Source organism: Stygiolobus sp. RP850M (assembly GCF_037389295.1).
Lineage (GTDB): Archaea > Thermoproteota > Thermoprotei_A > Sulfolobales > Sulfolobaceae > Stygiolobus.
Map to the genome: position 1 here is coordinate 13,127 of NZ_JBBHKU010000015.1, position 14,495 is coordinate 27,621.

Consider the following 14,495-nt stretch of genomic DNA (forward strand, 5'->3'; position numbering starts at 1 on the left):
GAACCTGTATAAAATAGTGAGAAATTTTCTAGTAAAAAATCAACTAAATTTCTTACTCCGCTTCTCCCTTTACATTTACTTGAGGTCTTTTTTTACACTCTTCTTCCATGACGACTTTAAAGAACTCTACTACCTTATCGTTGTCTTTTACTTTTTCAAGTAGTGAGTTAATCAAATCCTTGTATCTCGCTCTAACTTGTTCAAGAATTTTCTCACCACTTTCTGTGATCTTAACTCTTACAACTCTTCTGTCCTCTGCGTCTCTCTCCCTACTTATATAACCCAATCTGTCCAGTTTGTCAAGTACTTCTACCATAGTGGACTTGTTTACGTCTACCAGTTTAGCCAAGGAAGTTACGTTCTTCTCTCCCTGAGTGAGGTGATATAAGACCTGGACTTCAGTATACGTAAGCCCGAGTTTTTCAGCCTCAATCTGCAGGAGCTTTTTCAGCTTTTTGTGTCCTTTCAACACGATTTCCCATTTCTCCAACCCTAACACCTTTTCTTGCTAGTGATAATATTCCAGACAATACTAATAACGCAGCTGATATATTTAGCATTAACCTAAATCCGGACATGAAAGAAGGGGCTATTGCTGTAACGAAGAAGGCTGGCGTATCTATATGTGAAGCTACAGACGTGGGTAACGAAGAAGTCAGGCTAGAAAGGGGATCATAGCCTAATAAAGCGGAGAATATAGCAACTGCTGCAGGTAAGTTTACATTTAAATGAATACCGTATGAGGACAAAGCAGATTCTATTGAGGAGTTTAGTGTGACAGCCATACCGGTAATTACTACACTAAAATAAAGGACCACACTTAATGCCGATGCCGTGTTCTGCAGCGAAGCCCTCATACCTGAAGCAGCTCCCCTCTTTTGTACCGGTACTGAAGCCATTATATCAGCCATGTTCGGTGAAGAGAACAATCCCATCCCCGCCCCCATAAGGAAAGATATTGCGAAGAACTGCCAGAGCTGGAAATCATACGGCAATAAGGAGAGTAGGAAGAACCCTAATGCGCTTACGAAGATGCCCAACGAAGTCAATACTTTCGACCCGTATCTGTCCGAGAGGATACCGCTTATCGGTCCTAACGCTGCAAATCCGAGCATGTTAGGTATTAAGTAAAGCCCCGCCCAGAAAGGTGTCTGGGAATAAGGCACTCCGTGAAGCGGTAACCAGATTCCTTGTAATAAGACGAGCATCATTAGAAGTATTCCTTGTCTCGCCATAGAGGCGATAAAATTAGTGAAGTTAGCTACAGAGAAATCCCTGACTTTAAACAAGGATAAGTCGAACATAGGGTTCTTAACCTTGCTTTCCACTAACACGAAGATACCTATTGCCAAGAAGGAGATAGTTAAACCCGTGATTACAAAGGGATTTCCCCAACCCAGTTGTTGGTTACCGTAAGGTAAAAGACCGTAAGTAACTGAGATCAAGAGTAGAGTTATTCCAAGTGCAAATAGGACATTGCCGATTATGTCTAACGGTTGTTTGATCGGCTTCTGAACATCTCTCAAGGACTTGAAACTCCAAAGAGTTCCTATGATCCCAACTACGAAGTCCAAAAGGAATATGTATCTCCAGTTTATCACAGAAAGAACACCGCCTATAATTAACCCAGCGACTCCACCGACCAGTCCCGACACTTGATTCAGACCGAGAGCCTTGCCCAATTCGTTCTTCGGGAAATAGTCAGTAAGGATTGCTGCACTGTTTACCATCAATAAGCCTCCGCCTACACCTTGGAAAAGTCTTAAAATTATCATTTCGAGAACTGCGCTGTCACCGTAGCCGTTTACCGTAGATAAGATACCTGAAGATATTGCAAAAATCAGAAATCCAAAGGAGTATAACTTTGCTCTGCCTTTGAGGTCTGATATTCTGCCGAATGTGACTACTAAAGAAGACGTAACTATCATGTATCCTAAAATTAGCCAAATTAAGTAACCTAGTGCATCAGGAGCTGTTGGATTAAACCTAAGACTGTTGAATATTTGGGGCAAGGCGATAATTATCATGTTGTAATTTGCAAAGGCTATGAATATTGCAATGCTGGTGTTGGACAAAGCAATCCATTTACTCTTCATGTTTGTTCGGGATAGAACTATTAGTTTCTAAATATAAATTCGTTTCTAACGAATGGACTTATACAAAAGCCAATCTATAATGACTAATTCTCTAAACAATAATTTTGGTATAATATCGCTGGAATTAAAACGTAACATTATAAAAATAGTTTTATACGTATTTCAGTAGTAGGTAATTACGACTTGAAATTACTTTTCGTTAATCACAGAGATGTTTTTCACCCTCAAGCTGGAGGTGCGGAGCAGGTAATATATGAAGTAGGGAAAAGGCTTGTTAAGAAGGGTGTAGAAGTATACTGGATGAGTGAGAATAAGGGTATAGCAGGGGAAGAGATAGATGGGATAAAGTTGATTAGGAAAGGGAATTCTCTTACTTTGCATTATTACTCGTTAAAGGAAGTTAAGAAATACGATGTAGTCATAGATAGTGTTGCTCATGCAATACCATTTTTTTCTTATAAGGTTAATAGGAAGAGTGTAGGTTTGATTCATCACGTCCATCAGGATGTCGTTGACTTCGAACTTAACCCGTTCTTATCACGTGTTGTAAAGTTTCTTGAGAAAAGAGTAAAGAACTACCCTAGACTTATTTCTGTTTCTAACACTACTAAAGAGGAGTTAGTAAAAAGGTTCGGAATTAATGAGAACATAATTAAGGTTATTTATAACGGTATAGATCATGAAAAATTTAGACCTGGTGAGAAGTCCGAATACCCACTCATCTTATGGATAGGTAGGTTGAAGAAGTACAAGAACCCGTTAGATGCTATAAAGATCTTCAAGAAACTGAACAATAGAAAGGCTGTTCTTATTATGGTAGGTTCTGGCGAAATGGAGAAAGAGATTAAAGATGCTATAGCCGGTGAGAAGAACATATTCTTTCTCGGAAAAGTAGACGAAAAAAAGAAGATAGAGCTTTACCAAAGAGCGTGGGTAGTGCTTTCGACCTCTTTTATCGAGGGATGGGGAATGACTATAGTTGAGGCTAATTCTTGCGGTACCCCAGCAGTAGCTTATTCCACAGGCGCTATGCCTGAGATTATAAGGGAAGGTGTTAACGGCTTCTTAGTAAACTATAAGGACTATAACAAGGCAGCAGAAGCTATTAGCTACTTGATAGAAGACGAGAACTCTATGAGATATTTGTCAAAGCTAAGCTACGAGTCCTCTTTAAAGTACGATTGGAATAAAACCTCTGAAGAATATTATAAATATATATGGGAGACAGTATTAGACTAGAGAAGGCTAAAGTCCTTTATGAAGAGTACAAGAGGAAAAAAGATAAGAGTCTTTTAGATGAAGCAGTAAAGCTTTTACAAGGGGATGACAGTGTTGCGTCACTGAACCAATTAGGACTTATTTATACCGAATTAGAGAGGTATCAGGAGGCCGAAGAAGTTTTCAGAAAAGCACTAAGAAAAACAAAGAACGAAGAGGATTTAGCTATAATTAAATTTAATTTAGCCATATGTCTCTTTAAAAAGAAAGACTTAACGTCAGCATATGAAATACTGAAGGAACTATCGGTTACAAAAAATGTAATGAAAGTTCACTCTCAAAGGCTCTTGGCTAAGGTCTGCCTTGCAATGGGTGACATCAAACATGTGGACGAAGCAAGGGCTATTCTAGAGAACTTTGATGAGCCTACAGAAGACCTAATAGTCTCTTACATCTATCTGGCTAGGAATGGCAGAAGGGAGTATTTGAAGAAAGCAATTGAGTTGGCCCAACTTTTGGGCAACAAGAGGTTATTAGCGGAAGCACTCCTCTCTTCAGAAGCAGAAGAGGATCTCGAAAAGGCATTGGTGTTATTTAGGGAGTTAAAAGACGTAAAAGGAGAGGCAAGGGCTCTATACAAGCTTTCTTTTTACAATAAAGAGTTGTTATATGAGGCACTTCAGAAATTAGAGGAGTACGGTGAAGGAACCGACAGCGATAAAGTCAGGCTATTGAACGAGCTTTATAAAAGGACTAATTTAGTGGACTTTCTTAAAAAGGCAATATCTTATGCCGAGAAAGCTAATGAGACACTCTTCTTAGCTAGGGCTTACGTTGAATTATCTAAGCATGAGAACGAAGTGGAAAATTTAAGGAAAGCAGTGAAGTATTATGAAGAGTTCATATCAAAGTACTTTTAATCCCCATTTGTTTGTGAACATTACATCTTCAGGTTTCTTAACCTCCTTAGGCTTGGGTTGGTACTCTGGATCAGGATATCCTACGGAGAGAAGAGTCATTAATATTTTTCCCTCTGGAATCCCTAAGAGCTCCTTAGCCTTCCTATTTTCATAAGCAGCTATCCATCCTACTCCCAATCCTACTGAGTAAGCAGCTAAGACAAAATACAGTGTAGCGTTTGCGGTATCTATCATCCACGTCTCTGGGCTTATATCAGGTTCTGCTACTACGGCAATACCTATCGGGGCATATGCAATGTGAGAAGCTCCTTTATGTAGTGTTGAGAGTTCCTTCTTAATCGATTCATCCGTAATAATTATGAACTTCCATGGTTCTCTATTGTTGGAATTAGGGGAGTGGTTTGCGACACTTATTAGTTCTTTAATTAAATTCATGTCTACTGGTTTATTCTGAAACTTTCTTATACTTCTTCTCCTTATGAGGAAATCTATTATTTCGTTCACTTGAGAATTCATTACGTATAAGCAAAAAAGTTTACTGAACGAAATGGGGACAAGGGGATTTCATAGAGCTCTAATGAGCACTCAATCCCCCCGCTGGACGTAATTAAAAATTTACTATACTTTAAAAATCTTATTTTATAGTACAATTTTACAGTCTATAAATTATTTCTTTTTTAGTGTAAAAGTAACAAAGAAAAAGATATAAAAAGGTTACCTTCTTTCATGCTCTATCAATTTTCCACAACAATGCACTAACTATGATCAGTAAAACGTCAAGCACCCAACTTATTTCTACGTAAATATTTACCGGAAGAACCTTACCTATAAATAATGCAGGCGCAGTTCTCGTCTCAGTTAATAATGCGAAGTCGATTATATAGAAAATTAACGTAGGCAGATATAAGCCTCTTATTGCCAATAGGAATACTACTGAAGTAACTATCGCTAAAGCCGAAGTAAAGCCGAAGAATATACTATATATCTCCGTGGCTGTAGGATACCCCGGGAATGTTGCATGAGCCGCTACAACTAAGTGTACTCCTGCCCATAGAGATGCTCCTAGTAGACCTATCCATCTAGTTGCAGTAACAGCTATCGGTGTTCCTCTTTGCATAGTAACCTATTCATCTAATCTTTATATCTATCTTTACCCAACCTTTCGGAAAAAACTTTAAAAATGCTGAATACATGTCAGGATGGGCGTCTATAAAGTAGAGATAGACGATGAGCATAAGTTTATTCAATTCTAGGTGCCTTGTAGTTAATCTTCATAGTGCTATACTGTATTAAAAAATGCCTTGTAAATACTATTTTTAAGGTTTTTCAGGGTTCTAATTTGCTATTCGCTCTAAAGGGTGAGATCTTCCATATCTTTTATAGGAAAATCTAAATTACCGCTAACGTTTTTCAGGTATCTCGTAATGTTATGATCATAATATGTGTAAATATTCTACAATCTTCACTCTCGAGTCATTTTTAACACGATATTATAACGACGATACTACTTCTAGAGGAAGTAGTAATATAATAATTTAATAAGTAGTTAAAGCCTTTCTTATCGTATTTGATTTTACAAGCAAAAAGGATTTTCATTATTCCGATTCTTCTAAATTATCCTTAACCTCTTGGTATAGTTTCTTAACTTCTTCATCTTGAATGCCTATCTTGTCAGCTACTTTTAACGTCTCCTTTACTATACTTTTATAGTTATTTGATCGGAACCCCTCGACGTTTATACTTGCCATACCTAGGGCAAGTGCTAAAACGTCTTTGCCGCTTTTCTCTTGAGCAAAGGCTACTATTGCCTTTATTACATTTTCCCAAATTTTCCCTACCAAAGAAGGGTCGTTTTCATTTATCATTTTAAGCGATAAAAATAAAGCGTCCTTTATAAACTGCTCCGCTAGTCTCATTAATAATATCCTAATGCTACTAAGGTTAAATACTCATCTAAATCTATATACCTATAAATCATATCACAATCACTACTATATTCTACTCGTATAGCTTTATTAACCTAAGCCAGAGTGTGTAATAGGCATTTGTCTATGGATTTTGTTATATTATGTGGAATTGCATTACGTCTTTCTGGGATAATGTAAATACATGTGATCGGATAACCAATTTATAAAGCATCGGTAGATTCTCTTCGGGTACTAACAAGTAAATATAAATGATGATGAGAAACTATATTTGTGGAGTACCCTTATTTCGATCTTAAAAGTGCTCGTGACCTATTACCGTGGCTCAGGCAGAAGCTTACTGAGATTAAGAGAGTCAAATACATGGCAGAGGAGAGCCTGATGAAAGGTGATAAGTCCGCAATTTTACAATACACGATACAAATTGACAGGATTGTAAAAGAGATCACAGAGAAGGGTATAATACTGAGAGACCCTGACATAGGTTTAGTCGACTTTCCGGCTGTGATAAATAACAGACCTGCTTATTTGTGTTGGAAAATGGGTGAGAAAGATATAATGTATTGGCACTATGCTGAGGAGGGGTATAAAGGGAGAAAAAGGATTACTGGAGAAGAAGAAATCTTAAGCCTTACATAATCGTGCTTAGTATGATAATCAAAACTACGAATACGAACATTATAACTCCTATAATAAGCGCTAGTTTAGCCATGTCTTTATTACTACCGAAAACTATAGGTATGGGACCTATGAATATGACTCCACCGTATTCGGTTTTACTTTTCTCCTCTTGACGATGTTCTTTTCTCTCATTAGTCCCCCTGAGAATTTCAACTAGAATACCCACTATAATTGTCAATATGCCTAAGAATACGAAGGAAAGTCCTATTGCTAATAGTAACTGTTGACTTATCACAGGATATATTTTAGGTTTCAAAAGATTTAATCTTATTTGCTAAAATTTCCAATTCCTTAGGCATATCAATACCATCATTCATTGTAACTAGCTCCCCTATACTGTTTCTGAATTTATCGTAATCGAACCCCCTCTTCTTGAATATACTGACCAGCCAACTGTATGTATCACCTTTAGTTAGATCCCTAAGCTCCTTATCGTCAGGATTTATTCCGAACTTTCTTATCACCTCTATTAGTCTGGATTTAGTGTAATAGTTTTCAACTTCCTTCCCTAGAGGCACACAGTAATCTTTTAACGATGGATCTACGCGATCACACAAACCTAAGAAGATAACATTCAGACCTAACAAGTCTTTGAGCCTAGTCCACAACTGTAACTCTATATCGTTAGTTACTTTGTAAACGGTTATTCCTAACTCGTCGTTAGATATCCCGATTCTTTTAAGCCAGTTCAGAATTACTGAGGGCTCGGCAAGCTCACTCGTTAATATGACGAACTTGCTAAACAATAGGTCACTCATATTAGCTCTTAAAATGCCTAATACAGACTTTAATTGTTCATCAGGTCTTACCATTATTGCTGTTGACACTCCGTTATTTTTCCTCATTATAATATAGGAGTCTACATTCGCGCTAATAACATAAGGTGAATGAGTTGTGATAAACACTTGAAACACGTTTTTGTTCGTCCACTCCTTAATCAGCTTCATAATTCTGGACTGTAATGTAGGATACATATTCACTTCTGGCTCTTCCAATAGTAAGATCTTACTTCCGCTTAACCAAAGTATAAAAAGCATTAAGACTACTCTTTGGAAACCACTAGCAGCTAAATCTATATAGATCGGCAGGTTCTGGATGTTTAAAACTAACTTATTACTGTCCCAAAACTCCACTCCTTTAATCTCGGGGATTGTATCACTAATTAGATTGATGAAGTCGTACCACTTTCTCTTCATGTTTATTGGACTTCTGTTCATCTCTATCATTTTCTTCATCACAGAATCAAAGTAAGCCTGATCAAAAATTGGCACATATTCGACGCGTTGGGAGGCAAATGCGAACAAATTTCTAACTGTTTCCAAATTATCGCTGGTCGGAGGAGAGTTATTTACGTTTAAGGTGTCTAAAGTCCACTCAACGTATTTGTTATTATACTTGATCTTATTGGAGACTTCTACTCTCATCCTCATTGGTTTTCCTATAGCCATTGCTGTTTCATCTTCACTAAACTCCACTACTCCACCTATGATGATAGGCTTTGAGACGTCGTAATCTTTCCAAAGAAGTAAATACTCTCCTTCTCTATCTTCAACACTTCTCTTTTCCAATCCTGCCCCCATGTTCTTTATAAATAGATATAAAGCTGTCAACAAGTTAGTCTTACCATATCCGTTGTAACCTACTATTATGTTTAATCCTCCTAATTCCTCAAGTCTTACTGAGGAAAGACTTCGAAAGTTGTTGACGTAAAAGTCGATAACTTTCATACCTAAACCACACTACGATCTAATTTGAAGGCATACATATAATCGTTAAACGCTAAATTTTAGGATGTTTCCTATAAAGAGAAAAAAGTGAGTATTATTAGTGCTAAGGATTTTAAAGGATACACCTTAGAATTCCTCCGTCGACGGGTATAAGGGCACCGTTAACATAAGTAGCTAGATTGGACGCAAGGAATAGGACTACGTTTGCCACTTCCTCAGGCTTTCCAATACGCTTTAACGGCACGTCTTTAACGATCTCATTTAGTACATCTTGTTCACTCCTCCCCTCTCTCCTAGCTCTGTCCTTGACTAGTTGGTCTACGCGGTCTGTTAAAGTCCAACCTGGCATTACGCCGTTAACTGTGATTCCTTTAGGCCCTAATTCTCTTGACGCGACCCTGATAAGACCAGCTAAAGATAATCTAACTACGTTGGACAAGTCTAAGTTATCAATAGGTTGTTTTAACGTCATCGAGGTTGATAGTATTATACGACCTCCTTCTTTCATTCTTTTTCCTGCCTCTCTAACAGCAACTACCGCACTCATGAGAAGTAGATTGAACGCGTTGAGCCAGTCTTCATTTCCTAATTCAATTAGGTTTCCAGGTCTTGGACTTCCAGTAACGTAAGCCAAAACGTCTAAGCCGGACAGTCGCTTATAGCCCTCGTCAATCAATTTCTCTACGTTCTCTGCTTTTGTGAGGTCAGCCTTAATATAATCTATTTTGCCTAAGGGTTTCAGTTTTTCATAAGCTTTGATCAGATTGTACTCATCGTGTGAGGAGATGATTACTTCTGCCCCCTCCTCTAAAAACCTCTTTGCAATAGCAAAACCTATACCTTTACTGGACGCCGTGACTATTACTTTCTTCCCCTTTATCCCTAGGTCTATTTTCTCCACCCACGAAATATTCCAGTGTAACCCTTTTTGAGCTTGTTGTGGTAGTCAGAATACTCTTAATCTTTCTGAAGTCATCCTCAAGAGTCTTCCTCAAGTTAGGATTGTAAAGGGCAGCGGCAGGGTGATATGTAGGGAAAACCTTGACTACAGTATTATCATCTTTTTTCCACTCGAATTCTTTACCTCTAACTCTAGTTATGGAGCTGAAAGACTTACCCATGAGAGAGAACAGATAAGAAGTAGAATGTCTCCCTAAAGTAACGATCAGTTTAGGTTTTATAATATCGATTTGCATTCTTAGATAAGGACTGCAAGCAGTCATTTCCTCTTCTGTAGGATCTCTGTTCTGAGGAGGTCTACATTTCACTACGTTCGTAATGAAAACGTCCTCTCTCTTTAATCCCAAAACTTCTGTGATTAATTTAGTCAGCAATTTACCAGCTGCACCAACGAAGGGCTTACCTTCAATATCCTCATTTTCACCTGGGGCTTCACCTACGAACATTATTTCGGCGTGTGGATTTCCCTCTCCTGGTACAGCATTCTTCCTAGTCTTCCATAAGTCGCACTTTCTACAGTTTCTAACTTGTTCAGCGATCTCTTGTAAATCCACAATATTATACACTACAATTTAAAATATTTATGTTGATTTACCGCCCTTGTGAGAGAGACTTATACGCGTCTTCAATGATCTTACTCAATTTCTCCTTAGCCTCATTAACACTTTTCCTTAACGCTTCAGTGTCCTTTTTTTCTATCGCATCTTTGATACTGATTGCATAGGTGGACAGCTCCTTGTGGTTTGAATATTTTCTGATAAACTCCTTCAATTCCCTCTCAACCCAAGGGAACACTGCTTCTTTTCTGTTAGAGAGATGAAGTGAGACTTTTTCCATAGCAGTCCTTGCTAATATCAGATCTTGGATTTCGAGAAACTTTTTTGCTTGCGACACTATCGTTATTAACTTGAAGGAAATAATTAAAATTACCCCACCCTCCACCAGGGTCTGAGATTCTGACGGACAATGAAGATCCTCAGCCGGGTGGGGGACATTGTGATGAGGTCGACATAAACGGAAAGATGAAGAGGGGTCGATAGCCTGAATTAAATTATTTTATTAGAAGTCACAAGTACTACTCTAGCTCTCGTTTTTTCTAAGAGCTCTTTAACCTCGTTAATTTCGCTCTCGTCAAGATGAATCTCAGGGTCTTCCACGATTATCAGTTCGTTCTCAGTAGCTCTTCTCAAAAATGTCCTTAAGGCTAAAATTGACAAGACATTTGGAGGAGCGTTCTGTAATGGAGTCTTATCCATATACACCGCGTTCTCCTCTTGGTTTACGTAGATCTTGTGACCGTTAATTTCGTCACTGAAACCTTGAGGAAGTATCATGGAATTTATGAACTCCGCAGCAATACCGAAAGCCTTTGGGATCCCGGGGGCCTTTTCGTATTGAATAACAAGGAACCTACTGAAAGCCGACAAGTACCCTACTCTTCCAGCGGGTATTATTGAAGGCTTCACTTTCTCTATCTTAGAAAAGTAAAAGGAGTCTACTTCAAATGTGCCCCTTATACCTTGCTCTTTCAGTTGAGGGACTTCCTTAAGCTCTACCTTAGCTTCTACACCACCTTCGTTAACTTCCCCCTTTATACTGAGTGGGGTTAACTCAACTTCATAAAACGCCTTAAACCAATTCTTAGCAACGTCTAGATCTGATGTAATTAAATTCAAAAACGTCCTTTCGAATGTTTCTCTCCACCCGTTTATCGGATCTCCTTTTATATGACCGTAAAGTCTAGGTATGTTGTTAATTGTCTTTAGTAAATAGTATGTGAGCCTTCCAGCGTAATACTTACTTTCACCAAGTGAAGATATGTAGCTTCTCTTCGAACTAGTATTTACCTCAACCAATTCGCCACCTACTTTTATTCGGACTAACATGAGTGAAGATAGATTTTTAGGTATTTATATACAAGTGTGCTTTATGGAGATAAATAAGTACGAAGTATTTTTAGATTTTAACTTTAAAGAGCTAACTTATAAGGGTAACGAGAAGATTTACTGCAAGTTAGCTCAAGGAGAAAAGCTCCAGCTCGATGCTGTAGGTTTAATGATAAAATCTGTCAAGGTTGACGGAAAAAATGTTTCTTTTACTCATGAAAAGGGTAAGGTCTTAATTGACACACACGATGTGGAAGATGTAGTTGAGGTAGAGTTTGAAGGGAAGGTAAAGGAGAGGGGTCTCGTTGGCATATACAAAGCCCCTTATGATGGCAATTACATAATATCGACTCAGTTTGAATCGAGTCACGCTAGAGAGTTTATACCTTGTGTAGATCACCCAGCATATAAAGCGAATTTTAAGATTTCTGTGAAAGTTGACAAAGACCTAGACGTTATATCAAACATGCCCGTTGAGAGGATATACGACGCGGAGAACGGTAAGAAAGTTGTAGAATTTAAAGAGACACCCAGAATGTCAACTTACTTGCTGTACTTAGGAATAGGTAAGTTTGAGGAGATAAGAGATAAACTAGATGATATAGACATCATAGTAGCTACGGTACCAGGTAAGATAAGCAAGGGTAAGTTTGCACTCGATGTAGCTAAGAGGACAATCGACTTCTACAATAATTATTTTGGGATAAAGTATCAGTTACCAAAAGAACATTTGATAGCAGTACCCGAGTTCGCCTTCGGAGCTATGGAAAATTGGGGTGCGATAACTTTCAGAGAAACAGCACTATTAGCAGACGAGAATTCCTCTTTTGCACAGAAGAGAGGAGTTGCCAGTGTTGTTGCTCATGAACTAGCTCACCAGTGGTTCGGGAACTTAGTGACCATGAAGTGGTGGGACGACTTATGGTTGAACGAGAGTTTTGCAACATTCATGAGCTATAAAGCTGTAGATGCACTATTCCCTAACTGGGACTTCTGGGCTAAGTTCTTAATGGATGAGACTAGCGGAGCTATGTTCAGGGACTCCCTCTTCACGACTCATCCCATAGAGACTCATGTTGAGACGCCTGAAGAGGCGGAACAGATTTTCGATGATATAAGTTACGGAAAGGGAGCAAGTATACTCAGGATGATAGAGGCTTATATTGGTAAAGAGGCTTTCCAAAAGGGTATTCAGTACTACCTTCAGAAGTATAAGTTCTCAAATGCTACCGGTAGTGATTTCTGGACTAGCTTAGAGGTAGGCTCTGGGCAACCTGTGAGTGAAATAGTAAAGGACTGGATTACAAAAGACGGGTACCCGTTAATTCAAGTTACAGTAGAGGATAAAAGAATTAAGCTTACGCAAGAGAGGTTCGCCCTAACTAATGGGACACCCAGAGTTTACACGATACCCATAACTCTTGAAGTTAACGGTAAAAAGTCTACCTTCTTGATGAAGGATCAGACTGCAACTATTGATATCGGAGAAGACGTGAAATCGTTAAAGTTAAACATTGACAGAACTGGTTTTTACCGTGTAATGTATGGCGATGTGAGTTTGTTCTTCGAGTCGAACCCCAACCATCTGGAGAGATGGGGATTGTTAGATGACTATTATAACATGTTAATGGCTGGAAAAGTTGACTATAAGACATATGAAAATGTAGTGAGGAGTTTAATGAGTGACGATAACTACTTAGTAGTCGATGAGATCAGAGGAGAACTATTCGGACTGTGGAGTGTAAACACGTCTAAATATACGTTGATACATGAGCTCTTAGAGTTGCAGACTCCCCATTGGGCGAGTAAAAAGGACGAGAACTCAAGAAGGATTTACGGTAATTTGCTAAAGACATATGCTTACGTAGATAACAAGTTCGCTCTAGGTTTAGCCGTTGCCTTTGAGGGCTACGATAGACTTGACCCCAACATTAAGGAAGCCGTAGCTACTGCGTATGCAATAGCATATGGTGAAGAGGCATACGATGAATTATTGAAGAAGTATAGAAGTGAAAAGTTCGATGAGGAGAAGATTAGACTACTAAATGCGATGTTGAGCTTCAGAGAGCCTTATCTCGTAGTAAACACTTTAAGTTTAGGTCTCACCGGTGAAATTAAACGGCAAGATACGGCGAGGATATTACCGTTGGTTGCAAGAAATCCGTACACGAGGTTTGCAGTGTGGAAGTGGCTAGAGACTTACATGGACTATTTGAGAAGTGTTTATGAAGGGACAGCAATTCTGGGTAGGTCTCTTAGAGGAGCAATACCTTATTTAGGCGTAAGTGTGAAAGAGGTAGAAGAGTATTTCTCAAGTAGGAAGTTTAGTGATATACAAGTAGAAATAGACACCGCATTAGAAATACTCAGAGTTTTAAGAAGACTTGCTTAATAACCTTACTACGTAGTCTACTTCCTCTTTTTTAACCTTTTCATAGAATGAGACTTTTTCATTTTTTGAGTCATCAGACAACGGTAGTGAAGTCACGAATCCTTCGTCACCGTTGTATACTAATGTAAAGTACACACCTGGGTTAAGAAAGCACTTAAGGTTTTTTTGTATCTCTTGCCTAATGTTACTAATCTCTTGTAATCTTTGATCGAGGCTTTGTTGTTGTATTGATATTGTGGAGTTAAGTTCAACTATTCTCTTTTGGAACTTCATAACTGCATAAACAGAAATGATAACTAATATAACGAGTGGAAGAACAGCTACATAAACGGAGGTATTTAGCACTTTATGAATCAGCAAGAAGGCTGAAACACCTACTGCTGTTAAAATAGCTGGTGTAACAATTCTGAGTCTCATTAATCTAACTTGTTCTCGCTTATGCTTCTCTCTTTCCTTCATTAGTTCGTTTATTTCGTCCATTCCGTAGGATTTCTTTTTATTTTCTAACCAGCTTGCCCAATCGGGATTACCGGTTATTACTGTAGTATTAATACCCCTCGAAGCTCTGTCCAACAGTAAGGACGCAAAATCATAATCGAAGTTAGGGGATATAACGGTTATCTCCTTATCAGCATTTAAAATAACTTGTCTAGCTCTCTCTAGGATTTTGGTTGAAAGTAAAAAATCCAA

Annotated in this window: 16 protein-coding genes; 4 read left to right on the top strand and 12 right to left on the bottom strand. The window is 38.4% G+C overall.

The window, feature by feature from the left end; translation table 11 throughout:
- Positions 1 to 52 precede the first annotated feature (52 nt).
- Positions 53 to 490 (bottom strand): MarR family winged helix-turn-helix transcriptional regulator, encoded by a 438-nt coding sequence (locus tag WIW52_RS00890; RefSeq protein WP_337707999.1) that lies wholly within the window; start codon positions 488 to 490, stop codon positions 53 to 55.
- The gene (locus WIW52_RS00895) at positions 429 to 2,096 is read right to left on the bottom strand and encodes an MFS transporter (protein WP_337708000.1); all 1,668 of its coding nucleotides are present in this window, start codon (positions 2,094 to 2,096) and stop codon (positions 429 to 431) included. The genes WIW52_RS00890 and WIW52_RS00895 overlap by 62 nt, the downstream gene beginning before the upstream one ends.
- A 183-nt stretch (positions 2,097 to 2,279) precedes the next feature.
- Here WIW52_RS00895 and WIW52_RS00900 point away from each other — a divergent pair, with 183 nt between their 5' ends.
- Both WIW52_RS00900 and WIW52_RS00905 read left to right on the top strand, forming a co-directional pair.
- The gene (locus tag WIW52_RS00900) at positions 2,280 to 3,335 is read left to right on the top strand and encodes a glycosyltransferase family 4 protein (RefSeq protein WP_337708002.1); all 1,056 of its coding nucleotides are present in this window, start codon (positions 2,280 to 2,282) and stop codon (positions 3,333 to 3,335) included.
- The gene (locus tag WIW52_RS00905) at positions 3,314 to 4,234 is read left to right on the top strand and encodes a tetratricopeptide repeat protein (protein ID WP_337708004.1); all 921 of its coding nucleotides are present in this window, start codon (positions 3,314 to 3,316) and stop codon (positions 4,232 to 4,234) included. The genes WIW52_RS00900 and WIW52_RS00905 overlap by 22 nt, the downstream gene beginning before the upstream one ends.
- Here WIW52_RS00905 and WIW52_RS00910 read toward each other — a convergent pair.
- From WIW52_RS00910 to WIW52_RS00920, 3 genes are all read right to left on the bottom strand, one after another.
- Positions 4,220 to 4,738, bottom strand: coding sequence for a nitroreductase family protein (locus WIW52_RS00910; RefSeq protein WP_337708006.1), 519 nt, complete (start codon positions 4,736 to 4,738; stop codon positions 4,220 to 4,222). The two genes, WIW52_RS00905 and WIW52_RS00910, sit on opposite strands and share 15 nt — an antisense overlap.
- 220 nt (positions 4,739 to 4,958) lie before the next feature.
- Complete coding sequence (locus WIW52_RS00915) at positions 4,959 to 5,351, bottom strand: hypothetical protein (protein WP_337708007.1); 393 nt, start codon at positions 5,349 to 5,351, stop codon at positions 4,959 to 4,961.
- Between the two features lie 478 nt (positions 5,352 to 5,829).
- Positions 5,830 to 6,150 (bottom strand): hypothetical protein, encoded by a 321-nt coding sequence (locus tag WIW52_RS00920; protein ID WP_337708008.1) that lies wholly within the window; start codon positions 6,148 to 6,150, stop codon positions 5,830 to 5,832.
- Between the two features lie 282 nt (positions 6,151 to 6,432).
- On the opposite strand from WIW52_RS00920, the gene WIW52_RS00925 reads away from it, so the two are divergent.
- Positions 6,433 to 6,798 (top strand): DUF2203 domain-containing protein, encoded by a 366-nt coding sequence (locus WIW52_RS00925; RefSeq protein WP_337699870.1) that lies wholly within the window; start codon positions 6,433 to 6,435, stop codon positions 6,796 to 6,798.
- Here WIW52_RS00925 and WIW52_RS00930 read toward each other — a convergent pair.
- From WIW52_RS00930 to WIW52_RS00955, 6 genes are all read right to left on the bottom strand, one after another.
- Entirely contained in the window at positions 6,791 to 7,075 is a 285-nt protein-coding gene (locus WIW52_RS00930; RefSeq protein ID WP_337708009.1) for a TIGR00304 family membrane protein, read from the bottom strand. The two genes, WIW52_RS00925 and WIW52_RS00930, sit on opposite strands and share 8 nt — an antisense overlap.
- 10 nt (positions 7,076 to 7,085) lie before the next feature.
- Positions 7,086 to 8,567, bottom strand: coding sequence for an ATP-dependent nuclease (locus WIW52_RS00935; RefSeq protein ID WP_337708011.1), 1,482 nt, complete (start codon positions 8,565 to 8,567; stop codon positions 7,086 to 7,088).
- Between the two features lie 112 nt (positions 8,568 to 8,679).
- Positions 8,680 to 9,459: an SDR family oxidoreductase gene (locus WIW52_RS00940; RefSeq protein WP_337708045.1), complete on the bottom strand. Its 780-nt coding sequence runs from the start codon at positions 9,457 to 9,459 to the stop codon at positions 8,680 to 8,682.
- Complete coding sequence (gene udg / locus WIW52_RS00945; RefSeq protein ID WP_337708013.1) at positions 9,410 to 10,081, bottom strand: type-4 uracil-DNA glycosylase; 672 nt, start codon at positions 10,079 to 10,081, stop codon at positions 9,410 to 9,412. The genes WIW52_RS00940 and udg overlap by 50 nt, the downstream gene beginning before the upstream one ends.
- Positions 10,082 to 10,118: 37 nt before the next feature.
- Complete coding sequence (locus tag WIW52_RS00950) at positions 10,119 to 10,421, bottom strand: hypothetical protein (RefSeq protein WP_337708015.1); 303 nt, start codon at positions 10,419 to 10,421, stop codon at positions 10,119 to 10,121.
- A gap of 152 nt (positions 10,422 to 10,573) precedes the next feature.
- Complete coding sequence (locus WIW52_RS00955) at positions 10,574 to 11,413, bottom strand: hypothetical protein (protein ID WP_337708016.1); 840 nt, start codon at positions 11,411 to 11,413, stop codon at positions 10,574 to 10,576.
- 43 nt (positions 11,414 to 11,456) lie between these two features.
- Between WIW52_RS00955 and WIW52_RS00960 the strand changes: the two genes are divergently transcribed.
- Entirely contained in the window at positions 11,457 to 13,805 is a 2,349-nt protein-coding gene (locus WIW52_RS00960) for a M1 family metallopeptidase (protein WP_337708018.1), read from the top strand.
- On the opposite strand, the gene WIW52_RS00965 is transcribed toward WIW52_RS00960, so the two are convergent.
- A complete protein-coding gene (locus tag WIW52_RS00965) occupies positions 13,788 to 14,495 on the bottom strand; it encodes a hypothetical protein (protein WP_337708020.1) in 708 nt (235 codons plus the stop codon). The genes WIW52_RS00960 and WIW52_RS00965 overlap by 18 nt on opposite strands.